This window comes from Ruegeria sp. HKCCA5929, assembly GCF_013034525.1.
In the GTDB taxonomy this organism is placed as follows: Bacteria; Pseudomonadota; Alphaproteobacteria; order Rhodobacterales; family Rhodobacteraceae; genus Ruegeria.
Genome location: NZ_WQGE01000002.1, coordinates 474,781 through 495,762, shown reverse-complemented (window position 1 = coordinate 495,762; position 20,982 = coordinate 474,781). Strand labels below are relative to the sequence as shown.

Below are 20,982 nucleotides of genomic sequence, written 5' to 3'. Positions count from 1 at the left end.
ACGGCGGAAAACGATGCTGTTTTAAGCGGTTATGGGCAGGTCTGAAAACACACGATGGCAAAAGAAATAGATCATATCGCGGGCCACACCTATCACGGGCGCAAGGGCGGGATAGAAAACGCGTTTCGGTATTCGGTCGATTACATCCTGTTCGACCCCGAGGCCAAGTTGACAACGCCCCTGTTGTTTTCGCGTGACCGCGCAAACCTCGCCAATTGGCGTATGCGCGATCATGGCGGCGCGCCCGGTCAGGGCGAAGGTGCCGCGTGGGTGCGTACCCGCCTTGACGAGATGGCTGTGCCGCAACCGGTACGGATCATGTTGCTGACACAACCACGGGTTCTGGGGCATGTGTTCAACCCTGTCAGCTTTTGGTTCTGCTTTGACGGCAACGACCAACTCTATGCGGTGGTGGCCGAGGTGACGAACACCTTTGGGACACGTCACAGCTATCTGTGCCACAAGCCTGACTTTGCGGTCATCGAACCATCGGATCGGGTGGTGGCGGACAAGCTGATGCATGTTTCGCCATTCCAGAAGATCGAAGGAAGCTATACGTTTCGGTTTGATTTCCGCCCTGACAGGGTTGGTGTTTGGATCGACTATACTCGACCCGACGGTGGGTTGATCGCCACCTTGACAGGGCCCCGTCAGCCGCTGACCAATCGGGTGATCCTGTGGTCCTTGCTGCGGCGTCCGTTTGGGGCCCGGCGGACCTTTGCGCTGATTGTTTGGCAGGCGTTCAAACTGTGGCTGAAAAAGGCAACCTTCCGACCGTTCCGATCCCAGCCTGTCCCCGATCAGCCAATGTCTCGCGTTCGGGACTGACCCGCAGTTTGCGTAAGATCAAAGACTCAGGCCCCTGTCGATGATTGTGATGGTTTGACAACCGCGAACAACAGGAGCTGAGGACATGTTGGAAATTTCGGCAAGGAAAGTTGCCCAGGTGGCCATGATGGGCCGCGAACTGAACCGGGCCGAGGGCGAGCTGCGGGCGTTCATTGATCGCATGGGCGAAGACGAGCAGGCCGAACTGGTCGCCATCATGTGGATTGGCCGCGAAAGCTTTTTCGCCGAGGATTTGGCCGAAGCCATCGCCACCGCCAAGTCCGAAGCCTCGACTCCCTGCGCCGACTACCTGATTGGAACCCCACACTTGTCGGATCACCTGGAGAACGGGTTGGATGCTTTGGGCATTTCGGCCGAGGATGTTGAGAACGACCTGATGTAGTTCGTTTTCCAAGCCAAATACGAGGATGGCGGTTTCGCCGCCATCTGGGCTTTATCTATGATTGAGATACACTTTGCTGGCGTAAATTGCAGACACGCTTCGGCATAACTCATCCGACGCGTGCCTTCTCCGGCCCAGTCTTAAACAAACCTTAATGATGCGCTTTGGTAACGTTAAGGCGGCGTCCCCAAGTTTGATTTCACCAAGACAACGCAAATCAAGTTTAGGAGGACAAAGACATGGTACATACCCAAGCAGTAAACACCCAGAACGGCCTTCTTGATGGTCTGTTTTCGAAGTACGCCGACAAAAAGGTCGAGCACTTCCGTCGCCGAATTCTTGCAAAAACTGTGCGTGATCTTGAGGCGCTGGATGATCAACAACTTGCCGATATCGGTGTTCAGCGGGACCAAATCAATCGATGCGCGTATGAGAGTGTTTACCACAACAAACCCTACCGCCAGTGATGGTGCGTTTGCCCTGAATTAACACATCCCCAGGTCTATGTTTGTGAGGTTATCCGTATGTTCGACGTTATCCCGCCCACCAATCAACCGGCACCGGCTGCCAGTGCATTGCTACTGTTCGACCGTGCTATGCGTATCCGATCGATCAGCTCCGACATTGTTCGTGCGGCACAGCATCTCAATGCGTTGACCGATCATCAATTGTCCGAGCTTGGCATCAATCGAAGCGACATCGAAGACACGATTGAGCGGTACATCTGAAGGCCCGAAAGGGAACGCAAGTCATGCCTAGCCAAGAACTATGAAAGCCATTCCAGCAAAACTGGGATGGCTTTCACCTTTCAATCAGGCCAAGTGATCGACGATCTGCAAATGTTGTGCCAGCGTGTCGATCTCTCCCATCCAACCCTGTACAAGCTTCGGATCGCTGGGCGCGGCGTGAACGCCCGCCGGGATCGCGCGATTCAGAACCGCTTCGACGGCCAGAGACACCGGGATCGACACGAGGCGCGCCATCGCGGTGCCGCGTGCATCCCCCCAGGCATCCATGACATAGGTCTTGTTCCAGACCTCAATGCCGTCTTTTTCCGCCTTCAGACCAACGCACAGCACAACGCGGTCTGGTTCGCCCTCATCATAGGCGTTTTCGTCCCAGAACTGGTCCGACATCTCTTTCAGGCGGGCGTCGCCTTCGGGCCCGGAAAGAGTTTCGATCTCGGTGAACACGTCCGACCATGCTTCGGCCCAGCCGTTCAGACGCAGAGTGCCGCGGACGAATTCCTTGACCGGCCAGTGATCCTCGAAATGGTACTGCGCCATGAACGGGATCGAGTCGCGGTTCGGGTAAACCTCGAAGCTTTCCGGTGTGGGCAGCGGAGCGATATAGCTGCTGATGGCGTCCCACGGGCGGGCAACATCCAGCGGGGCATAGTCGCGGATTGACTTCGAGGGCGAGCGCAGCGCTTTCAGAACACCCAGAGGTGACCAGCTGAACTTGTAGCGGAACGGGTTGGGCGTTTTCGGGATCCCGCCGCAATACGAGATAAAGCTCAGGTGGTTTTCAGGATCGAACGCGTCTGAGGCGCGATAGTCGTCGACCAGCGCATGTGCCATCAGGTGATCGATGCCCGGATCCAATCCAACCTCGTTGACCAGCGCGACACCAGCCTCACGTGCCTTGTCGTCCAGCGCACGCATCTCGGGCGCGATGTACGAAGATGAGACGAAGTTGGCCTGTTTCGAGATCGCCAGCTCTGCCAGCGGGACATGCCAGTCGCCCGGCAGCATCGAGACGATCACATCGCCTTTGCCCAGCACCTCTCCCAGGGCGTCGATGTCGAACGCCCGGATGTCGTCGGTCAGGTCTCCGACCTCAGCCTTGGCCTTTTCGATGGTTCGGTTCCAGACGGTGACCTTGTGCCCGCCTTCGATCAGGCGGCGCAGGCCGGGAATGGCCGACAGGCCGGTGCCACACCAGTGAATCGTCATCGTTCAGATCCCTTCAATATGCGTTTTGTAGGTTGCTTCTGCCCGACCCCAGACACCGCTGTCCAGTTCGGTCAGAGTCAACAAGGACGGCAGCAGTTGCGTGGCATAGTCTTCTGAGCTTTCGACCGGCAGCATGGACGGCAGATTGTCGATGGCCATCACATCCATCACCGGATCATTCGCCACGCGAAGGGCAGGCGCGTCCCATGTAGTTGCGCGGTCGTAGACCGGCACCGGGTTGTAATCGCTGTCCGGGTCGCAGGCGACGTCGCCAATGGCGGTTAGCTTGCGTGGGGCGGTCAGCGCCTCACGCGGAACAAAAACCGGCGTGCCGGGACGCGCGAAAATGCAATTCAGAAACAGATCGTGGTCCAGAACCTCAGGGAACGGCCCGCCGCTGGCGGTCTCGGCCATGTCCCATTTGGTAACGGCAACACCCATGGCTTCGCACAGATCGGCAGCGCCGGTGCCAACGCGGCCCAAGGCGCCGATGACAATGGCGGTTGGTCGTTCGGCCCCTGTGGCGTCCAGTTCTGCCAGCAAATCGGCATTCAGCGCGTCCTTACCGGCATAAATCCCAACAGGAGGGCATTGCTCGCCCCGTTGCTGCGCAGCCCAGGTTTTCAGCGTGACTGCCGCACCGGCATACCCGGCCCAATAGCCAAAGGCCGCAACCCGGCGACCATCTTCATCCACCAGATATTCCAGATCATACAGCGTGCCGCCCCCGGCCTTGAACCGTTCCAGCAAAGCGCGGCCGGAATGCTGGCCCTTGTAGGCATGTCCGAACATGATGTGGCGGTGGGGCAGGGGCGTGCCATCTTCGGGCAACTCTTTGAGGCCGAAAATGATCGCGTCCGCCGGGGCGTCGGGCCACGTGTTTTCAGGTGCGATCTCGCAGCCTGCGTCCTTGTAGCCGTCGATTGGAATGGCGCGGACATGGCTTTCCTCGACCGTCACGCGGATGCCAGCCGCGATCAGCGCTGCGGCCCCTTCGGGGGTCAGCCCAACCCGTTCCTCGTTCGGGCGCTGTTCTGCCCGGACCCAGAGATGTGTCATCGTAATTCCTTTTGTCAGAGCATTCCGGCGGCACGGACCGCCTGAACCGAAGGCCGCGCCTCCATCGCCTCGCGGAAGGCAAGAATTTTGGGAAAGGCCGAGACATCGACGCCATCGCCTTCCAGCCAGCTGCAAACCACATAAAGATAGGCATCTGCCAGCGAGAATGCCTCACCCAGAACAAACGGCCCACGCAGGCCGTTTGAACAGATGTATTCACAGGATGCTGTCATTGTTTGTGGGACCTTGTCCTTCATGTCTTTCCAGCTGGGCTTCTTGTCCGCCCATCGCGCTCCGCGCACCTTGTGCGCGTGGTTCACGTGCATGGTCGACGCAAGATAGAACATCACTTCACGCATGCGCGCGGCCATGACTGGATCAGCAGGGACTAAATCTGCCGACGGCGCTTGGGCAGCGATAAATTCCAGCAACGCTCCGGTTTCGGTCAGGATGCCACCGTCAACCACTAGCGCCGGAACCCGACCTTTGGGGTTGATCTGACGGTAAGCCGGTTTGGTCTGCTCGCCCCCGGCGAAATCCAGTTGGATCGCCTCATACTCCAACCCTGCCTCTTCCAGAGCAATCGCAACAGCGACCGAGATCGTGCGAGGGGCAAAATAAAGCTGCATGGGGTATCTCCGATCTGACTACAGGTGGGTCTGCGCGAATTGCCGGTCGGGTGCCTCAAGATGCGGGACAGCATTGAACAGAACCGGACTCAGCTGGGTGCCAATCGGGTGCAGACGATGCATCGACGTGTTCATGATGGCAAGGGCTACCCGCGCCATCGATGGAATATCCAACCCCATCGCCTGCCGCACCACCATCGAGATCAGCCCGCCCGAGGTGACAACAATGGCGGGTCTGCCTTCGGTTCCGATTTCCCTCAGCGCATCCCGAACACGCGTTTCGAACGCTTCGAAGGTTTCGGGTGCGTTCTCGATGTCGCCATTGGCCCAGGCGGCAAAGGTCTTGGGCAGATGTTCGACAAACCCCTCACGATCCGTTGGGATTGCAATGCCGTGTTGTTCTTCGAGCAATTGCGCCAGTGTGAAATACTCGATCTCATTCAATCGTGCATCACGGATCGGGTCAGTCAGCCCCATGCTTTGGGCGGTTTCTGCATGGCGGGTCAGAGTGCCGCAATAAACGCGGGTATAGTGGCTGCGCGTGTCGCGCAGATGTGCGCCCAGCCAACGGGCTTGCTGATGCCCCAAGTCGCTGAGCTTGTCGTAACTTACTTCGTCGCGCGCTGCGGTATTGGCCTGCCCGTGCCGCACCAATGTGATATGTGACATGTTGGTCCCTCTTGCGCAGACGTCTTAGGGCAGGTTCCACCCCGGGACCAGAGGGGTTTCACCTGCTAAAGAAAAAATCCTCGCCGCAGTTTTATTTGTGGCTATGGTCTGCCCACGGAAAATTCGGAGGGTGTCATGCCAGTCAATCACGAACGGTTCTTGGCGGATTTGCACAAGCTGCGTGAATTTGGGGCGTCGGGTGTCGGCAAGGGCGTGATCCGGCCGGCCTATTCACAAGCGGACATCGACGCGCGCAATTGGCTTGCTGAGCGTATGGTGGACGCCGGACTGACACCACATTTCGACCCGGTCGGAAATCTGTTCGGGTTGGCCGAAGGTTCCTCGTTGCTGATGGGATCGCATTCCGACAGCCAGCCCGAGGGCGGTTGGCTGGACGGCGCGCTGGGCGTCATCGCCGCGCTGGAAATCGCGCGCTCCAGCGACCAGCCAATCTCGGTTGTCAGCTTTCAGGACGAAGAAGGCCGGTTTGGTGTAACCACAGGCTCGGCCGTTTGGTCCGGCGGCCTGCCGTTGGATCAGGCAGATGGTTTGAAAGATGGCGCGGGCGTCAGTTTTGGGGCCGCGCGGTCTTCGATGTCCGAATTGTCTGGTGCTTTTGTGGACCCGTCCCGGTTCAACGGCTTTATCGAGATGCATATCGAACAAGGCCCGTCCCTGGACGCGGCAGGCGAGCAGATTGGCGTCGTCACCGATATTGTCGGCATCCGCGATATGTCGATCACTTTTGAGGGTCAGCAGAACCATGCAGGCACAACACCGATGCACCTGCGCCGGGATGCGTTTCAGGCGCTGTCCCTGTTCAACACCCGTCTCAATGAACGCTTCCGCAATGTGGTAACGCCACAGACTGTCTGGACCATCGGGCGTGTCGATGTGCATCCCAATGCCTCGTCTATCGTTCCGGGTCGGGTTCGGTTCTCGATGCAATGGCGCGATGGCGACGCGGATCGGCTGGTTCGGATGGAAGAGATCATTCGCGCAACAGCTCAGGAAGTCGCTGAAGAACAAGGGATGGCATTGGATTATGGCCCGATGCTGGGGCTCGAGCCTGTTGCCATGGACCAGACATTGCGGGAGGCGCTGGAAAATGGTGCGCAGCAAGTGGCGCCGGAGAAATGGCGCAAGATGCCGTCGGGCGCATTGCACGACGCGACGAACGTATCCCGCCTGATGCCGGTTGCCATGCTGTTTGTGCCTTCGATCAACGGCATCAGCCATGATTTCGCTGAAGATACTGCAGAACGCGATCTGCTTGCCGGCCTCAAAGTGTTGGATGTCGCCGTTCAGGCGCTTGGTGGGTGACGATGTAAGGTGAAGTAAAAATGATTATTTATCAATAACTTAAATTCGTACAGAATAGGACCGCGCCCGAAAAATAAGCAGCATCAGATGTCGAGGCGGAAACGGTCAGATAAGGAGTGTTGCCTAAGGGAAAAAAGTTTCCTATAGGAACATTAATGTGCATACGCCTGTATGCAGACGTGTCGCAAAGGCAGTGTTTAAGGCGCAAGCTGACTGGAATCGTTGCAATCTTTTCAGCTTGGGGCAGACTGACGAGGCGGCACTCTAAACGCTAGATACGGAAAGTACCCGCCATGACCGATATTAGACGCACGCCCTTGTACGATTTGCATGTTGAGTTGGGTGGTAAGATGGTTGATTTTGCGGGTTGGGAGATGCCTGTCCAGTATCCGATGGGGATTATGGGAGAGCATAAGCAGTGTCGTGAGAAGGCGGCGTTGTTTGATGTATCTCACATGGGTCAGGTGATTTTGCGCGGTGAGAATGTGGGTGAGAAGCTGGAAGCTTTGTGCCCTCAGGCGTATGCGACGCTGAAGGAAGGCAAGGCGCGGTACGGGTTCTTTACCAATGCAGATGGCGGGATCATGGATGACCTGATCGTGTCGAATGCGGGCGATCATTACTTTGTGGTGGTGAACGCGGCGCTGCGGCATCAGGACATTCCGCATATGCAGGCCAATCTGGACGGCGTCGAAGTGACCGAGATCTTCGACCGCGCGCTGGTGGCCGTGCAAGGTCCCAAGGCCGAAGATGTAGTCGGCGAGCTGTGCCCTGCCGCGCGTGATCTGAAGTTTATGGAAACCACCGTGGCCGATATCAACGGCGTTGAATGCCGCATCTCGCGTCTGGGCTATACCGGCGAGGATGGCTACGAGATCTCGATCCCCGAGGACAAGGCGATCGAGATCAGCAAGGCGTTCCTGGCCCATGAAGATTGCGAACCGGCGGGTCTGGGCACGCGCGACAGCCTGCGGCTCGAGGCGGGGCTGTGCCTTTATGGCAATGACATCGACCAGAGCACCTCGCCGATCGAGGCCAGCCTTGGCTGGGCCATTCAGAAACGCCGCAAGGAAGAAGGCGGCTTTCCGGGCGCGGATCGCGTGCAAAAGGAACTGGCCGAGGGCGCAGCCCGCAAGCTGGTGGGCATCAAGCCCGAAGGCCGGGCACCGGCGCGTCAGGGCGTCGAGGTGCAATGCCTTGAGGGCAACACGATTGGTCAGATCACCTCGGGCAGCTTTGGCCCCACGGTGGGTGGCCCGGTTGCGATGGGTTATGTGAGCAAAGGCCATGGCGCGCCCGGTGAGAAGGTGAACCTGATCATCCGGGGCAAGGCGCAACCGGCCGAGATCGTGGCGCTGCCCTTCGTCACACAGAATTACAAGCGTTGAAGTCAGGAGAGAGACAAGATGGCAACCTATTATTCCGAAGAACATGAATGGCTGACCGTTGAGGGCGACACCGCCACGCTGGGCATCACCAAACACGCGGCTGAACAGCTGGGTGAGGTGGTGTTTGTCGAGCAGCAGGAAGTGGGCGACGAGTTCGAGAAAGACGGCGAGATCGGTGTGATCGAATCCGTCAAAGCCGCCTCGGAACTTTACGCCCCGGTCGATGGTGAGATCGTCGAAGTGAACGAAGCGCTGGCCGACAACCCCGGCGCGCTGAACGACGACCCCGAGGGCGAAGCCTGGATCTACAAGGTCAAGATTGCGGACGCGTCGCAGCTTGAAGACCTGATGGACGAGGCCGGATACAAAGCCTTCATCGGCTGACCCAAACCCGGAGCCCCGTCTTTGGGGCTCCCCCGCTTCATCTTTTTCCAAATACTCCCGCCGGAGGCTCCCGCAGTCTCCGCCGGCCCTGACCTATCCGTGAGGAGCGCAAAGATGGCCTTCAAACTGACCGACTACGAAGCCTATGACTTCGCCAATCGCCGCCACATTGGCCCAAGCCCAACCGAGATGCGCGACATGCTCAAGGTGATCGGCTTCAAGACGCTGGACGAACTGATCGACGCCACCGTCCCGCCCGCGATCCGGCAGAAAGAGCCGCTGGACTGGGGTCCGGCGATGACGGAACGTGATGCTCTGTTCCACATGAAAGAGGTGGCGAGCAAGAACAAGGTTCTGACCTCGCTGATCGGTCAGGGCTATTACGGCACCACCACACCCGCGCCGATCCTACGCAACATTCTGGAAAACCCGGCCTGGTACACCGCCTACACGCCGTACCAGCCCGAGATCAGCCAGGGTCGTCTTGAGGCGCTGCTGAACTTCCAGACCATGGTCTCTGACCTGACCGGGCTGGACGTGGCCAACGCATCCTTGCTGGACGAAGCCACAGCGGCCGCCGAAGCCATGGCCATGGCCAAGCGTGGCGGGCGTTCGAAAGCCAACAACGCGGCCTTCTTTGTCGACAAGAACTGCCACCCGCAGACCATCGCGGTCATTAAGACGCGCGCCGAGCCTCTGGGCATCGACGTGCAGGTGGGTGATCCCGACAGCCTTGAGGCCGGCGCGGTCTTTGGTGCGATCTTCCAATACCCGGGTACCCACGGCCATGTGCGCGACTTCACATCGGAAATCGCAGCCCTGCACGAACATAAAGCCATTGCCATCGTTGCCGCCGACATCCTGTCGCTGGCGCTGCTGAAGTCCCCGGGTGAGATGGGCGCGGACATCGCCATCGGCTCGACCCAGCGCTTTGGCGTTCCGATGGGCTATGGCGGCCCGCACGCTGCGTATATGGCAACCACCGACAAGCTGAAGCGCTCGATGCCGGGCCGGATCATCGGTGTCAGCATCGACAGCCGTGGCAACAAGGCCTACCGCCTGTCGCTGCAAACCCGCGAGCAGCATATCCGCCGTGAGAAGGCGAACTCGAACGTCTGCACCGCGCAGGCGCTGCTGGCGGTCATTGCCTCGATGTATGCCGTGTACCATGGCCCCGACGGCATCAAGGCCATCGCGCAATCGGTGCACCGCAAGACCTCGCGCCTGGCCGCTGGTCTGGAAGAGGCGGGCTTTGCCGTTGAGCCGGAGGTGTTCTTCGACACCATCACGGTTGAGGTTGGCCACCTGCAGAAGACCGTCATGGAGGCTGCCGTGGCGCGCGGTGTCAACCTGCGCAAGGTTGGCGAGACCAAGGTCGGCATCAGCCTGGACGAACAGACCCGCCCCGAGACCATCGAGGCCGTCTGGGGTGCCTTTGGCATCGACCGCACCGATGACAGCTCGAACAAGCAGTACCGCCTGCCGGACTATGCGCTGCGGGAAAGCGAATACCTGACCCACCCGATCTTCCACAAGAACCGGGCCGAGGCCGAGATCACGCGTTATATGCGCCGTCTGGCCGACCGCGATCTGGCGCTGGACCGGGCGATGATCCCGCTGGGCTCGTGCACCATGAAGCTGAACGCCACGATCGAGATGATCCCGGTCACCTGGCCCGAGTTTGGCAATCTGCACCCGTTCTGCCCCGAAGATCAGGCGCAGGGCTATCACGAGATGATCGCCGATCTGAACGACAAGCTGTGCCAGATCACCGGCTATGACGCGATCTCCCAGCAGCCCAACTCGGGCGCGCAGGGCGAGTACGCGGGCCTTCTGACCATCCGCAACTACCACTTCGCCCGCGGCGAAGGTCAGCGGAACGTCTGCCTGATCCCAACCTCGGCGCATGGCACCAACCCGGCTTCGGCCCAGATGGTGGGCTGGCAGGTTGTGCCGGTTCTGGCGGATGAGAACGGCAATATCGATGTGGCCGACTTCCGCGCCAAGGCGGAAAAGCATTCGGACAACCTTGCCGCCTGCATGATCACCTACCCGTCGACCCATGGCGTGTTCGAGACCACCGTGCAGGAGGTCTGCCAGATCACCCATGATCACGGCGGTCAGGTCTATATCGACGGCGCCAACATGAACGCCATGGTCGGTCTGTCGCGTCCGGGGGATATTGGCGGTGACGTCAGCCACCTGAACCTGCACAAGACCTTCTGCATCCCGCATGGCGGTGGCGGCCCCGGCATGGGACCGATCGGCGTCAAGGCGCATCTGGAAGAGCACCTGCCGGGCCACCCGGAATACGGCACCGCCGTGGGTCCGGTCTCGGCAGCGCCCTTCGGCTCGCCCTCGATCCTGCCGGTCAGCTGGGCTTATGTGCTGCTGATGGGCGGCGCGGGTCTGACGCAGGCGACCAAAGTGGCGATCCTGAACGCCAACTACATCGCGGCGCGGCTCAAGGATGCCTATCCGATCCTCTACACCTCGGAAACGGGGCGTGTGGCGCATGAATGCATCCTCGACACCCGTCCGCTGGACGAGGCGGCGCATGTCACCGTTGACGATGTGGCCAAGCGTCTGGTCGATTCAGGCTTCCACGCGCCGACCATGAGCTGGCCAGTGGCGGGCACCCTGATGGTGGAACCCACGGAATCGGAACCCATGGCCGAACTGGATCGTTTCTGCGATGCCATGCTGTCCATCCGGGCGGAAGCGCAGGACATCATCGACGGCAAGATCGACGCGGAGAACAACCCGCTGAAAAACGCCCCCCACACGGTGCGCGATCTGGTCGGCGACTGGGACCGCCCCTACACCCGTGAACAGGCCTGCTTCCCTCCGGGCTCCATGGGCGTCGACAAATACTGGTCCCCCGTCAACCGCGTCGACAACGCATATGGCGACAGAAACCTCGTCTGCACATGCCCCCCAATGGAAGAATATCTCGACGCAGCCGAGTAAACCCAAAACAAAACCCCGCCAAATCAATGGCGGGGTTTTCGCCAATCGGAAACAAGCGTTCCGATGTGATGCCTCTTCAGATGTCGTTTTTGCCCGGCCAAGCGTCTTTTCTGCTTGCTGCAGGTGCAAAGTCCCCATAGCTCTGTCCGTGGGACACCCCTCCCCAACGAGGGGCGTGTATCTGGAAGGGTAATACAGATGACTATCGAACAACCGGCAACGCGGCCGGCAAATCCGCGTTTTTCCTCGGGCCCATGTGCCAAACCCCCCACATTTGATCTGTCCAAACTGGCCGATGCCGCGCTGGGTCGTTCGCACCGCGCTGCTGTTGGCAAGGATAAGCTGAAAGCTGCCATCGAAGGCACGCGTGAGGTGCTGGGCATTCCTGCGGATTACAAGATCGGCATCGTTCCTGCCTCGGACACCGGCGCTGTTGAGATGGCGCTGTGGTCGCTGTTGGGCGAACGCAAGGTCGAGATGCTGGCCTGGGAAAGCTTTGGGTCCGGTTGGGTCACAGATGTAGTCAAACAGCTGAAGATCGATGCCGAAGTGAAAACCGCCGACTACGGACAGCTGGTTGATCTTGCATCCGTCGATTTCGCCAATGACGTCGTCTTTACGTGGAACGGCACCACCTCTGGCGTTCGGGTGCCTAACGGTGACTGGATCGCAGATGACCGTCAGGGTCTGACAATCTGCGATGCCACCTCGGCGGCCTTTGCAATGGACCTGCCCTGGGACAAGCTGGATGTGACCACCTTTAGCTGGCAAAAGGTTCTGGGCGGCGAAGCAGCGCATGGGATGTTGATCCTGAGCCCTCGTGCCGTTGAACGGCTGGAAAGCTACACCCCAGCATGGCCGCTGCCCAAGATTTTCCGTCTGACCAAAGGCGGAAAGCTGATCGACGGTATCTTTACCGGTGCCACGATCAACACGCCTTCTATGTTGGCGGTCGAGGATTACCTGTTTGCGCTGGACTGGGCGCGCTCGGTCGGTGGCTTGCAGGGTTTGATTGCTCGTGCGGACGCAAATGCCAATGCGGTTCATGTGTTCTGTGCACAAAATGACTGGATTGCCAATCTGGCCGAAGACGCGGCGACGCAGTCGAACACATCCGTGTGCCTGAAATTCACCGACGCGCGCATTCAGGACGGAGCCGCCTTCGCCAAGGCTGTGGCCAAACGGCTTGAGGTTCAGAATATCGCGCTGGACATCGGGGCCTACCGCGACGCGCCTGCGGGTCTGCGTATCTGGTGCGGCGGTACGGTTGAGACCTCGGATATCGAGGCGATGTTGCCTTGGTTGGCCTGGGCCTTCGAGGCCGAGATCGCAGCGCAAACCGAAGCTGCCTGACCTTTTTTGCCGGGCCGGTTCAGGCCCGGACCTTCCATACAATTCAAGGACCAGAGATATGGCCCCTAAAGTACTCGTATCTGACAAGCTCAGCGAAACCGCCGTGCAGATTTTCCGCGATCGCGGCATCGATGTGGATTTCATGCCCGATCTGGGCAAGGACAAAGACAAGCTGGCCGAGGTGATCGGTCAGTATGACGGTCTTGCCATTCGTTCCGCCACCAAGGTCACACCGACCATTCTGGAGAAAGCCGACAAGCTGAAGGTCATTGGCCGCGCTGGTATCGGCACGGACAATATCGACAAGGATGCGGCCTCAAAAAAAGGCGTGATTGTGATGAACACGCCGTTCGGCAACATGATCACGACCGCAGAACATGCGATTGCGATGATGTTTGCCGTGGCGCGGCAGATCCCCGAGGCCAGCACTTCGACCCATGCGGGCAAGTGGGAAAAATCCAAGTTCATGGGGATCGAGCTGACCAACAAGACGCTCGGCGTAATTGGTGCTGGCAACATTGGTGGTATCGTCTGCGAGCGCGCATTGGGCCTGAAGATGAAAGTCGTCGCCTATGACCCCTATCTGGGTGAAGAGAAAGCCGCGCAAATGGGCGTGGAAAAAGTCGAGCTGGACGAGTTGCTGTCGCGCGCGGACTTCATCACGCTGCACGTGCCGTTGACCGACCAGACCCGCAACATCCTGAGCCGTGAGAACCTCGCCAAGACCAAGAAAGGCGTGCGCATCATCAACTGTGCCCGTGGTGGTCTGGTCGATGAAGACGCTCTGGCCGAGGCGCTGCAATCCGGTCACGTGGCCGGGGCAGCCTTTGACGTGTTCAGCGAGGAACCCGCCAAGGAAAACGCGCTGTTCAATCTGCCCAACGTGGTCTGCACGCCCCACCTTGGTGCAGCCACGACTGAAGCACAGGAGAATGTGGCGTTGCAGGTGGCCGAGCAGATCTCGAACTACTTGCTGACCGGCGCGGTTGAGAATGCGCTGAACATGCCCAGCGTCACTGCGGAAGAGGCCAAGGTCATGGGGCCTTGGATCAAGCTGGCCGGGCATTTGGGCAGCTTCATCGGGCAGATGACGGATGAGCCGGTCAAGGCGATCAACATCCTTTACGATGGTGTGGCCGCTGAAATGAACCTGGCTGCGCTGAACTGCGCAGTGGTCGCGGGGATCATGAAAAAGTTCAATCCCGAGGTGAACATGGTCTCGGCCCCGGTTGTCGCCAAAGAGCGAGGAATCAAAATCTCGACCACCAATCAGGACAAATCGGGCGCGTTTGAGGGCTATATCAAAGTCACCGTTGTGACCGATAAGCGCGAGCGTTCGATCGGGGGCACTGTGTTCAGCGACGGCAAGCCGCGTTTCATCCAGATCAAGGGCATCAATATCGATGCCGAGATCGGCGCTCATATGCTTTACACGACCAACGAAGACGTGCCGGGTATCATTGGTGCGCTGGGTCAGACTATGGGTGAGAACAACGTCAACATCGCGAACTTTACCCTTGGTCGGTCCGAGGCAGGCGGTGAAGCCATTGCGCTGCTTTACGTGGACGAACCGGTTCCGGCCGAGGCACGCGCCAAGCTGGCGGAAACGGGCTTGTTCACGCAGATCAAACCATTGGTGTTTGATGTCGCCTGACGTGGCCTGTTGAGTTTGAGAAACAGTTCAGGACCCGGTTTTGAAAAGATCCGGGTCCTTTGTTCTCTGAAACCGTGTTCTGAGGCACAAGCGAGCTGAACCTTACCGGCGGAGGATGTCAATGACACAGCCTGTCTATGTAATCGGCGATTTGCACGGGCAGGTGGCCGAGCTAGAGCGCGCACTTTCTCTGATCCAACATGATGGTGGCCCGGATGCTCAGGTGGTGTTTTTAGGGGATTATGTGGATCGCGGCCCCGATAGTCGGGGCTTGATTGATCACCTGATCACCGGGCGTGATGCGGGTCGGAACTGGATCACCCTGCTGGGCAATCACGACCGTATGTTCGCCTGGTTCATGGAAGACATCCCGCGCCACGATCCGCATCTACTCGTGGGGTATCACTGGCTACATGACCGGTTGGGCGGAATCGAGACATTGCGCAGTTACGGGGTGGAGTTTGCAGGTCAAATCCGGCTGGAAGACTTGCACCGGATGGCAAAGGGGGCAGTGCCGAAATCGCACCTGACCTTCCTGCGCGATCTGGTGTTGATGCACCAAACGCCCGAACTTGCTTTTGTTCATGCGGGCATTCGCCCGGGCGTGCCGCTCAATGAACAACGGGCAAGTGATCTGGTCTGGATCAGGCAGGAATTTCACAACCATCGAGGTCCGCATCCCAAGCTGATCGTGCATGGTCACACGCCAGTGGATCAGGCGACGCATTATGGAAATCGCGTCAACTTGGATACAGGCGCGGGCTATGGGCGTCCGGTGGGTGTGGCCGTGTTTGAGGGGCAGACCTGTTGGGAACTGACTGAAAAAGGACGCAGTCTTTTGACCCCTTAATTCGACGCACACGCGCAAGGTATTGGAGAATGAATATGTATGTCGCAACTTTGCTGACCAATCCTGCAGCGCCTTCGCTGGACCGCGCCCTGCCCGAGTCGTTGCGCAATGCGTGGGGTGGTGGGGATGTTGTCTGGCTCAGCCCGGATGAGGCGGTAGAGTTTGAACTAAGCGACATGCCCGACAATCGCTGGGACGTCTGGGCGGACTTGCAGGGCATGGGTGTCGACCTGATCGTGCAATCTGCAGAAGGGCGGCGCAAAAAGATGTTACTGGCCGACATGGACAGCACAATGATCCAGCAGGAATGCATTGATGAACTGGCGGATGAAGCCGGTGTCGGCGAACGGGTCAAAGACATCACTGCCCGCGCCATGAACGGAGAGCTGGATTTCGAAGGGGCGCTGATCGAACGGGTCGGTTTGCTCAAGGATCTGGATGAAAGCGTCATTGGCAAAGTTTTGAACGAACGGATCACCCTCATGCCTGGTGGTAAGGCATTGTTGGCCACGATGCGGTCGAACGGTGCCTATGCTGCGTTGGTATCGGGCGGGTTCACAGCCTTTACGGCACGGGTGGCAGAGTTGTTGGGGTTTGATGAAAACCGGGCCAATACGCTGTTGGCTGAAGACGGGAAACTGACGGGCGATGTGGCGCGTCCGATTTTGGGACGGCAGGCCAAAATCGAAGCACTGGAACAGATATCAACTCGGCTTGGCCTGTCTGAAAATGACGTGATGGCAGTGGGCGACGGGGCAAATGACCTTGGAATGCTGGGCCGGGCGGGGACCGGGGTTGCCCTTCATGCCAAGCCTTCGGTTGCCGCCCAATGCGACGTGCGCGTGAATCACGGTGACCTGACGGCGCTGCTTTATCTGCAAGGGTACAGCCGCGCTGACTTTGCCGACGAATAACCGAGGCTATCTTTTATTTAACATTTGTGTTAAATAGGGGTCATGAGCACGCTTCTGACCACCTTTTCAGCACTGTCTGACGCCACCCGATTCTCGATTGTTGAACAATTGATGGAACAGGGTGAACTGCCTGCCGGTGACCTGATCGAAGGGCGAGGTGTCTCGGGGGCTGCGATCTCGCGCCATTTAAAGGTCTTGCGTGAAGCTGGTTTGGTGCAGCAGCGCGTCCAGGGCACACAGCGGATGTATTCTGTCCGTCCCGAAGGGCTGCGGATGATCGCCGATTGGACCATATCCAAACGTCAATTCTGGGAAAGCAGCCTCGATCGTCTGAGTGACATTATCGAAAGGGAGAATTCATGGCCGACCTGAAACTGGAGCGGGACTTCCCCGTCAGCCCTGAAGATTTGTTTGCATGGATCAGCGACGGCAGCAGGTTATTGCAGTGGTGGGGTCCCGAAGGGATGCACGTGCCCGAACACAATCTGGATTTTTCACGAACAGGCCCATGGTATTCGGTGATGGAAAACAGCGAGGGACAGCAATACAAGGTTTCAGGCCATGTGACCCATGTCGATCCACCCAATTCAGTGGGCTTCACATGGGGCTGGCATGATGATCAGGACCAGCGCGGCAACGAAAGCCACGTGACCTTGTCGGTTGCGGCAACAAGCACCGGGTCACGACTGACATTGGATCACCGGGAACTGGCCGATGCCGAAGCGGCAGCGAACCACAATCAGGGTTGGACATCTTCGCTGCGTAAACTCGAAGCACTTTGCAAATAGGTTTTCATCAGGGAGGAGCGACATGCCCCAATTTTTGTTTGTCTATCATGGGGGTCACACCCCCACCGACCCCGCCGAGATTGAGGCGACCATGGCCGCCTGGGGTGCCTGGTTTCAGGACATGGGTGAGGCGCTGGAGATCCCGGGTAACCCGGTGGGCCAGTCCTATACCGTCAGCAGCAGCGGGGTCGTCGACAATGGCGGTGCGAACCCGGCCTCGGGCTTTACGGTGATCAAGGCCGACAGCATCGACGCAGCGACCGCGATGGCTAAGGGTTGTCCGATGGTCGTCAACGGCTCAGGCTCGGTCGAAGTGGCCGAGGTGCATGAGATCGAGATGTAAAAACCCTAGCCGGGGAAGCCCGGCGCAGGTTTGATCACACCGCATTCCAGCCCGCGACGGCTGTATTGTGTGGCGTTCATGAATTCGCGGGTGGCCGGGTGATCGGCCTCCAGCACACCAAGGCTGACTAGAATGGCGGCAATCGCGCATTCGCTGGCGCGGGTGGTGCCGTCGGTGATCTTCAGCGCAACGCCCATGCGTTTTTCCGGGATTATGGCGACAAAGACGGCCTCGGCCCCGGTCTTGATGGCGACGCGGCCGTTCATGGCGCGCATCAGTTCGGTGCAGGCGCGGGTCTCACCGGCCACCAGCTCGGGGTGCTTGACCATGGCCGCAACCAGTTGTGCCGCTGCATCGCTTGACCGGTCCGAGCGGTCCGCCGCGCTGGCAAACCACGCCATCGACCGTGCCAACCCCGCAAGTGAGGTCGCGAAATTCGGAGCAGAACACCCGTCGATGCCGTAGCCGGGGCTGGTTTCACCGGTTGTCTCTTCGACGGCTGACAGACACGCCTGTTGCACCGGATGGTCAATTTCCAGATATTCCGGTCCTGCGCCCATGTGCTGACCCAGTGTCAGAAATCCGCAGTGTTTGCCCGAGCAATTGTTGTGGATCTGGCAAGGCGTATCATCAGCCAGAATCAGCCGGTCCCGCGCAGCGGTGTCCGCCGGTTCCTGTGGGCCGCAGCGCAGATCATGCTCGGTCAGCCCCAGGTGATCCAGCCATGCTGTTACCCGATCGGTGTGGATCGCGGCACCGTTATGTGAGGCGCAAGCGAGTGCAAGATGTTCGCTGTTCAACCCGTATTTCGCCGCTGCGCCCGATGTCACCAAAGGAAGCGCTTGGATCATCTTGGCCGAAGACCGTGGATAGACCACAGCCTTTGGATCGCCCCAGCTGCGCACGATCTGACCCGTGTCATCACAAATGACTGCGTGACCCAGATGCAGGCTTTCCAGCAAAGACCCACGCCACAGTTCTGTCATTGGTACGGGTTGCGTCATCTGGACCTCCGAAATTATGCGCAAAATTCTGCCAATCGCCCTTTCGCCTGTGGCGAAATCTGCGTTAGTGTGTGTATGTCGGCAATCATCGGAATGCGCAACGGAATAGACGGGCCAGAAGGGTTCGCAGCCATGTCCGATGGGTTTGAGGTATGGGTCGAGCTAGGAGGCTGGACAAATGGGATCAATGCTCGTTCGTGTGATTGCGGGCCTGTCTTTGGCAGGGACGGTCACGACAACTGCAATCGCTCAGCAGGCAAGCAGCACCAACCGTGTTGCCGTGAAGACGGATTGGAGCGTCTTTGTCGAAGAAGACCCAACAGAATGCTGGAGCGTTGCAACCCCGGATGAAACCGTCAATACGCGCGGCGGTCGCGTGGTGTCCGTGCGGCGCAGCGACATTTTGCTGTTCGTGGTGTTCCGCCCCGGTGAGGACGTGAACGGAACAGTGTCGTTCACCGGTGGGTATCCCTTTGCGGCGGGTTCGACCGTAAACGTCAAGATCGACGACGCCGAATTTGAATTCATAACCGATGGCGAATGGGCCTGGCCTTCGACACAAGGGCAGGAACCCAAAGTGATCGAAGCGATGAAGCGCGGGAACGAGGCTGTTCTAACGGCGCGCTCGGAACGCGGGACGCAGACGAAAGACACGTTCTCGTTGCTGGGCTTTACTGCGGCAATTGACGATGCGAAGCAACGCTGCACCAAATAAGCCGTTGTTTTCAGGTGAAAGGCCCTGTCTTTTGGTAGGGCTTTTGTCTTGAAGAAATCCGCAGCCGACGCTTTACGCCACGTCCACGCCAGAACTTGATCCGTATCAAAGTGAGCTCTCCTAGTTTCTGAACTATATAGTTCAGAAGTAACGAAGGAGTTGGGCTGATGCTGAACAAATCTCTTGCCGCACTGATGATGATCTCGGCTGTGCTGCTGAGCGCTTGCGACAATACAGGTGAGACCTATCCGGTGACTGGCGAACAATGCGGACCAGAAGACCCGGTTAAGACTCTGGATGCCGAAGATTGCTACATTCCGCCGGCAGGTGTCTGACCCGGCTTTGATCTGCACGGATTGAAACAAGCCGAAGGCCGCAGTGACACCGTTACTGCGGCTTTTCTGTGCAGGTCCGCCAGATGTGACGAATCCTTTTGATCTTTGCGCAGGTTCCTATATAGAGGCGCATCCCAAGCCAGAATCCTTCGAGATACGCCTCAGAGAGCCCAAAATGTCGCCCAAAGCGCCGATCACTCAAGATGTCCTGACCCTCCCTCGCAAACTGCCTGAGGGCAAGATCAACCTTGTCGGGCTGACCCGCGACCAGTTGCGTGCCGTTCTGATCGAACATGGCACGCCGGAAAAGCAGGCAAAGATGCGCACAGGTCAGATCTGGCAGTGGATCTATCAATGGGGTGTGCGTGACTTTGCCGAGATGACCAATCTGGCCAAAGCCTACCGCGCGCAACTGGCCGAGCATTTCGTGATCGAAATTCCCGAAGTCGTAACACGTCAGGTTTCTGAGGATGGCACCCGCAAGTATCTGTGCCGTATCGCAGGCGGGCATGAGGTTGAGGTCGTCTATATCCCCGAAGAAGATCGCGGCACGCTCTGTATCTCGTCTCAGGTCGGGTGCACGCTGACTTGTTCGTTCTGCCACACGGGCACGCAGAAACTAGTGCGCAACCTGACTGCGGCCGAGATCGTCGGTCAGGTCATGATGGCTCGCGATGATCTTGACGAATGGCCCACCCCCGGCGCGCCCAAGGATGAAACGCGCCTGCTGTCTAACATCGTTCTGATGGGCATGGGCGAGCCGCTTTACAATTTCGAAAACGTCCGCGACGCGATGAAAATTGCCATGGATCCCGAAGGGATTTCCCTGTCGCGCCGCCGTATCACGCTGTCGACCTCTGGTGTGGTGCCCGAGATCGCGCGCACAGCCGAGGAAATCGGCTGTTTGCTGGCGATCTCGTTCCACGCAACCACGGATGAAACCCGCGACGTTCTGGTGCCGATTAACAAGCGTTGGAACATCGAAGAATTGCTACAGGCGCTGGCCAGCTATCCCAATGCGTCGAATTCCGAGCGGATCACCTTTGAATACGTGATGCTGGACGGGGTGAACGATAGCGATGAGGATGCACACCGCCTTATCGATCACATCAAGCGTCACAACATCCCGGCCAAGATCAACCTGATCCCGTTCAACGAATGGCCCGGCGCGCCGTATAAGCGCAGCTCGAACAACCGTATCCGGGCTTTTGCGAATATTATCTACCACGCGGGCTATGCATCGCCCATTCGCAAGACGCGTGGCGAGGATATCATGGCAGCCTGTGGGCAACTGAAATCGGCCACGGAACGCGCCCGCAAATCCCGCAAACAGATCGAGGCCGAAACAGGGTTGAGCCAATAAGGTTTTCCTTCTCGGGCCCGGATTGATCAGATCACGTAACAGGTGATTTCAACTG

The 20,982-nt window shown here is 58.7% G+C and carries 23 protein-coding genes; 18 read left to right on the top strand and 5 right to left on the bottom strand.

All coding sequences use genetic code 11. The annotated features are described in order from the left end of the window. Positions 1-54 precede the first annotated feature (54 nt). The 4 genes from GOV90_RS07200 (at position 55) to GOV90_RS07185 (ending at position 1,959) form a co-directional block, all read left to right on the top strand. Positions 55-828, top strand: coding sequence for a DUF1365 domain-containing protein (locus GOV90_RS07200; RefSeq protein WP_171093318.1), 774 nt, complete (start codon positions 55-57; stop codon positions 826-828). Positions 829-913: 85 nt separating this feature from the next. After that, positions 914-1,231 carry a DUF3775 domain-containing protein gene (locus GOV90_RS07195; RefSeq protein WP_171093320.1) on the top strand — a complete coding sequence of 106 codons (318 nt, stop codon included), beginning with the start codon at positions 914-916 and terminating at the stop codon, positions 1,229-1,231. Positions 1,232-1,470: 239 nt separating this feature from the next. Further along, positions 1,471-1,698 carry a DUF1127 domain-containing protein gene (locus tag GOV90_RS07190; protein ID WP_171093323.1) on the top strand — a complete coding sequence of 76 codons (228 nt, stop codon included), beginning with the start codon at positions 1,471-1,473 and terminating at the stop codon, positions 1,696-1,698. 57 nt (positions 1,699-1,755) lie between these two features. After that, positions 1,756-1,959 carry a DUF1127 domain-containing protein gene (locus tag GOV90_RS07185; protein WP_171093325.1) on the top strand — a complete coding sequence of 68 codons (204 nt, stop codon included), beginning with the start codon at positions 1,756-1,758 and terminating at the stop codon, positions 1,957-1,959. 84 nt (positions 1,960-2,043) lie between these two features. Here GOV90_RS07185 and GOV90_RS07180 read toward each other — a convergent pair whose 3' ends face one another. The 4 genes from GOV90_RS07180 to GOV90_RS07165 are packed head-to-tail and all read right to left on the bottom strand — an operon-like array spanning position 2,044 to position 5,543. After that, positions 2,044-3,186, bottom strand: coding sequence for a saccharopine dehydrogenase family protein (locus GOV90_RS07180; RefSeq protein ID WP_171093327.1), 1,143 nt, complete (start codon positions 3,184-3,186; stop codon positions 2,044-2,046). Positions 3,187-3,189: 3 nt separating this feature from the next. Beyond that, positions 3,190-4,245 (bottom strand): saccharopine dehydrogenase, encoded by a 1,056-nt coding sequence (locus tag GOV90_RS07175; RefSeq protein ID WP_171093329.1) that lies wholly within the window; start codon positions 4,243-4,245, stop codon positions 3,190-3,192. 14 nt (positions 4,246-4,259) lie between these two features. Continuing rightward, positions 4,260-4,874, bottom strand: coding sequence for a glutathione S-transferase family protein (locus GOV90_RS07170; RefSeq protein WP_171093331.1), 615 nt, complete (start codon positions 4,872-4,874; stop codon positions 4,260-4,262). 18 nt (positions 4,875-4,892) lie between these two features. Beyond that, a complete protein-coding gene (locus tag GOV90_RS07165; protein WP_171093333.1) occupies positions 4,893-5,543 on the bottom strand; it encodes a histidine phosphatase family protein in 651 nt (216 codons plus the stop codon). Between the two features lie 135 nt (positions 5,544-5,678). On the opposite strand from GOV90_RS07165, the gene GOV90_RS07160 reads away from it, so the two are divergent. The 11 genes from GOV90_RS07160 to GOV90_RS07110 all read left to right on the top strand — a co-directional run bounded on the left by GOV90_RS07160 (position 5,679) and on the right by GOV90_RS07110 (position 17,510). After that, complete coding sequence (locus tag GOV90_RS07160; RefSeq protein ID WP_171093336.1) at positions 5,679-6,866, top strand: Zn-dependent hydrolase; 1,188 nt, start codon at positions 5,679-5,681, stop codon at positions 6,864-6,866. A gap of 293 nt (positions 6,867-7,159) precedes the next feature. Beyond that, positions 7,160-8,254, top strand: a complete 1,095-nt coding sequence (gcvT, locus tag GOV90_RS07155) for a glycine cleavage system aminomethyltransferase GcvT (protein WP_171172835.1) — start codon at positions 7,160-7,162, stop codon at positions 8,252-8,254. An 18-nt stretch (positions 8,255-8,272) separates the two neighbouring features. Beyond that, positions 8,273-8,638 (top strand): glycine cleavage system protein GcvH, encoded by a 366-nt coding sequence (gcvH, locus tag GOV90_RS07150; protein ID WP_171096793.1) that lies wholly within the window; start codon positions 8,273-8,275, stop codon positions 8,636-8,638. Positions 8,639-8,752: 114 nt separating this feature from the next. After that, the gene (gene gcvP, locus GOV90_RS07145) at positions 8,753-11,608 is read left to right on the top strand and encodes an aminomethyl-transferring glycine dehydrogenase (RefSeq protein ID WP_171096792.1); all 2,856 of its coding nucleotides are present in this window, start codon (positions 8,753-8,755) and stop codon (positions 11,606-11,608) included. A gap of 198 nt (positions 11,609-11,806) precedes the next feature. Then, a complete protein-coding gene (locus GOV90_RS07140; protein ID WP_171095697.1) occupies positions 11,807-12,961 on the top strand; it encodes a phosphoserine transaminase in 1,155 nt (384 codons plus the stop codon). Positions 12,962-13,019: 58 nt separating this feature from the next. Then, positions 13,020-14,615 (top strand): phosphoglycerate dehydrogenase, encoded by a 1,596-nt coding sequence (serA, locus tag GOV90_RS07135; RefSeq protein ID WP_171095699.1) that lies wholly within the window; start codon positions 13,020-13,022, stop codon positions 14,613-14,615. Positions 14,616-14,736: 121 nt separating this feature from the next. Next, on the top strand, positions 14,737-15,465 hold the full coding sequence (locus GOV90_RS07130; RefSeq protein ID WP_171095700.1) for a metallophosphoesterase family protein: 729 nt from the start codon (positions 14,737-14,739) through the stop codon (positions 15,463-15,465). A gap of 35 nt (positions 15,466-15,500) precedes the next feature. Continuing rightward, positions 15,501-16,379: a phosphoserine phosphatase SerB gene (serB, locus tag GOV90_RS07125; RefSeq protein ID WP_171095702.1), complete on the top strand. Its 879-nt coding sequence runs from the start codon at positions 15,501-15,503 to the stop codon at positions 16,377-16,379. Positions 16,380-16,421: 42 nt separating this feature from the next. Beyond that, positions 16,422-16,751, top strand: a complete 330-nt coding sequence (locus GOV90_RS07120; protein ID WP_171095704.1) for a helix-turn-helix transcriptional regulator — start codon at positions 16,422-16,424, stop codon at positions 16,749-16,751. Continuing rightward, a complete protein-coding gene (locus tag GOV90_RS07115) occupies positions 16,739-17,167 on the top strand; it encodes an SRPBCC domain-containing protein (RefSeq protein ID WP_171095706.1) in 429 nt (142 codons plus the stop codon). Before GOV90_RS07120 ends, GOV90_RS07115 begins: the two co-directional genes overlap by 13 nt. Positions 17,168-17,189: 22 nt before the next feature. Further along, on the top strand, positions 17,190-17,510 hold the full coding sequence (locus tag GOV90_RS07110) for a YciI family protein (RefSeq protein WP_171095708.1): 321 nt from the start codon (positions 17,190-17,192) through the stop codon (positions 17,508-17,510). A gap of 5 nt (positions 17,511-17,515) precedes the next feature. Here GOV90_RS07110 and GOV90_RS07105 read toward each other — a convergent pair whose 3' ends face one another. Continuing rightward, positions 17,516-18,514, bottom strand: coding sequence for an asparaginase (locus tag GOV90_RS07105; RefSeq protein WP_171095710.1), 999 nt, complete (start codon positions 18,512-18,514; stop codon positions 17,516-17,518). 178 nt (positions 18,515-18,692) lie between these two features. Between GOV90_RS07105 and GOV90_RS07100 the strand changes: the two genes are divergently transcribed. The 3 genes from GOV90_RS07100 (at position 18,693) to rlmN (ending at position 20,927) form a co-directional block, all read left to right on the top strand. Next, entirely contained in the window at positions 18,693-19,229 is a 537-nt protein-coding gene (locus GOV90_RS07100) for an invasion associated locus B family protein (protein ID WP_171095712.1), read from the top strand. 167 nt (positions 19,230-19,396) lie between these two features. Continuing rightward, on the top strand, positions 19,397-19,564 hold the full coding sequence (locus GOV90_RS07095) for a hypothetical protein (protein ID WP_171095713.1): 168 nt from the start codon (positions 19,397-19,399) through the stop codon (positions 19,562-19,564). Positions 19,565-19,739: 175 nt separating this feature from the next. Further along, positions 19,740-20,927 carry a 23S rRNA (adenine(2503)-C(2))-methyltransferase RlmN gene (gene rlmN / locus GOV90_RS07090; protein ID WP_171095715.1) on the top strand — a complete coding sequence of 396 codons (1,188 nt, stop codon included), beginning with the start codon at positions 19,740-19,742 and terminating at the stop codon, positions 20,925-20,927. Positions 20,928-20,982: the final 55 nt, after the last annotated feature.

Coding starts and splice junctions, on each gene's coding strand:
- GOV90_RS07200 (WP_171093318.1), top strand. CDS start 55: ATGGCAAAAGAAATAGATCATATCGCGGGCCACACCTATCACGGGCGC.
- GOV90_RS07195 (WP_171093320.1), top strand. CDS start 914: ATGTTGGAAATTTCGGCAAGGAAAGTTGCCCAGGTGGCCATGATGGGC.
- GOV90_RS07190 (WP_171093323.1), top strand. CDS start 1,471: ATGGTACATACCCAAGCAGTAAACACCCAGAACGGCCTTCTTGATGGT.
- GOV90_RS07185 (WP_171093325.1), top strand. CDS start 1,756: ATGTTCGACGTTATCCCGCCCACCAATCAACCGGCACCGGCTGCCAGT.
- GOV90_RS07180 (WP_171093327.1), bottom strand. CDS start 3,186: ATGACGATTCACTGGTGTGGCACCGGCCTGTCGGCCATTCCCGGCCTG.
- GOV90_RS07175 (WP_171093329.1), bottom strand. CDS start 4,245: ATGACACATCTCTGGGTCCGGGCAGAACAGCGCCCGAACGAGGAACGG.
- GOV90_RS07170 (WP_171093331.1), bottom strand. CDS start 4,874: ATGCAGCTTTATTTTGCCCCTCGCACGATCTCGGTCGCTGTTGCGATT.
- GOV90_RS07165 (WP_171093333.1), bottom strand. CDS start 5,543: ATGTCACATATCACATTGGTGCGGCACGGGCAGGCCAATACCGCAGCG.
- GOV90_RS07160 (WP_171093336.1), top strand. CDS start 5,679: ATGCCAGTCAATCACGAACGGTTCTTGGCGGATTTGCACAAGCTGCGT.
- gcvT (WP_171172835.1), top strand. CDS start 7,160: ATGACCGATATTAGACGCACGCCCTTGTACGATTTGCATGTTGAGTTG.
- gcvH (WP_171096793.1), top strand. CDS start 8,273: ATGGCAACCTATTATTCCGAAGAACATGAATGGCTGACCGTTGAGGGC.
- gcvP (WP_171096792.1), top strand. CDS start 8,753: ATGGCCTTCAAACTGACCGACTACGAAGCCTATGACTTCGCCAATCGC.
- GOV90_RS07140 (WP_171095697.1), top strand. CDS start 11,807: ATGACTATCGAACAACCGGCAACGCGGCCGGCAAATCCGCGTTTTTCC.
- serA (WP_171095699.1), top strand. CDS start 13,020: ATGGCCCCTAAAGTACTCGTATCTGACAAGCTCAGCGAAACCGCCGTG.
- GOV90_RS07130 (WP_171095700.1), top strand. CDS start 14,737: ATGACACAGCCTGTCTATGTAATCGGCGATTTGCACGGGCAGGTGGCC.
- serB (WP_171095702.1), top strand. CDS start 15,501: ATGTATGTCGCAACTTTGCTGACCAATCCTGCAGCGCCTTCGCTGGAC.
- GOV90_RS07120 (WP_171095704.1), top strand. CDS start 16,422: ATGAGCACGCTTCTGACCACCTTTTCAGCACTGTCTGACGCCACCCGA.
- GOV90_RS07115 (WP_171095706.1), top strand. CDS start 16,739: ATGGCCGACCTGAAACTGGAGCGGGACTTCCCCGTCAGCCCTGAAGAT.
- GOV90_RS07110 (WP_171095708.1), top strand. CDS start 17,190: ATGCCCCAATTTTTGTTTGTCTATCATGGGGGTCACACCCCCACCGAC.
- GOV90_RS07105 (WP_171095710.1), bottom strand. CDS start 18,514: ATGACGCAACCCGTACCAATGACAGAACTGTGGCGTGGGTCTTTGCTG.
- GOV90_RS07100 (WP_171095712.1), top strand. CDS start 18,693: ATGGGATCAATGCTCGTTCGTGTGATTGCGGGCCTGTCTTTGGCAGGG.
- GOV90_RS07095 (WP_171095713.1), top strand. CDS start 19,397: ATGCTGAACAAATCTCTTGCCGCACTGATGATGATCTCGGCTGTGCTG.
- rlmN (WP_171095715.1), top strand. CDS start 19,740: ATGTCGCCCAAAGCGCCGATCACTCAAGATGTCCTGACCCTCCCTCGC.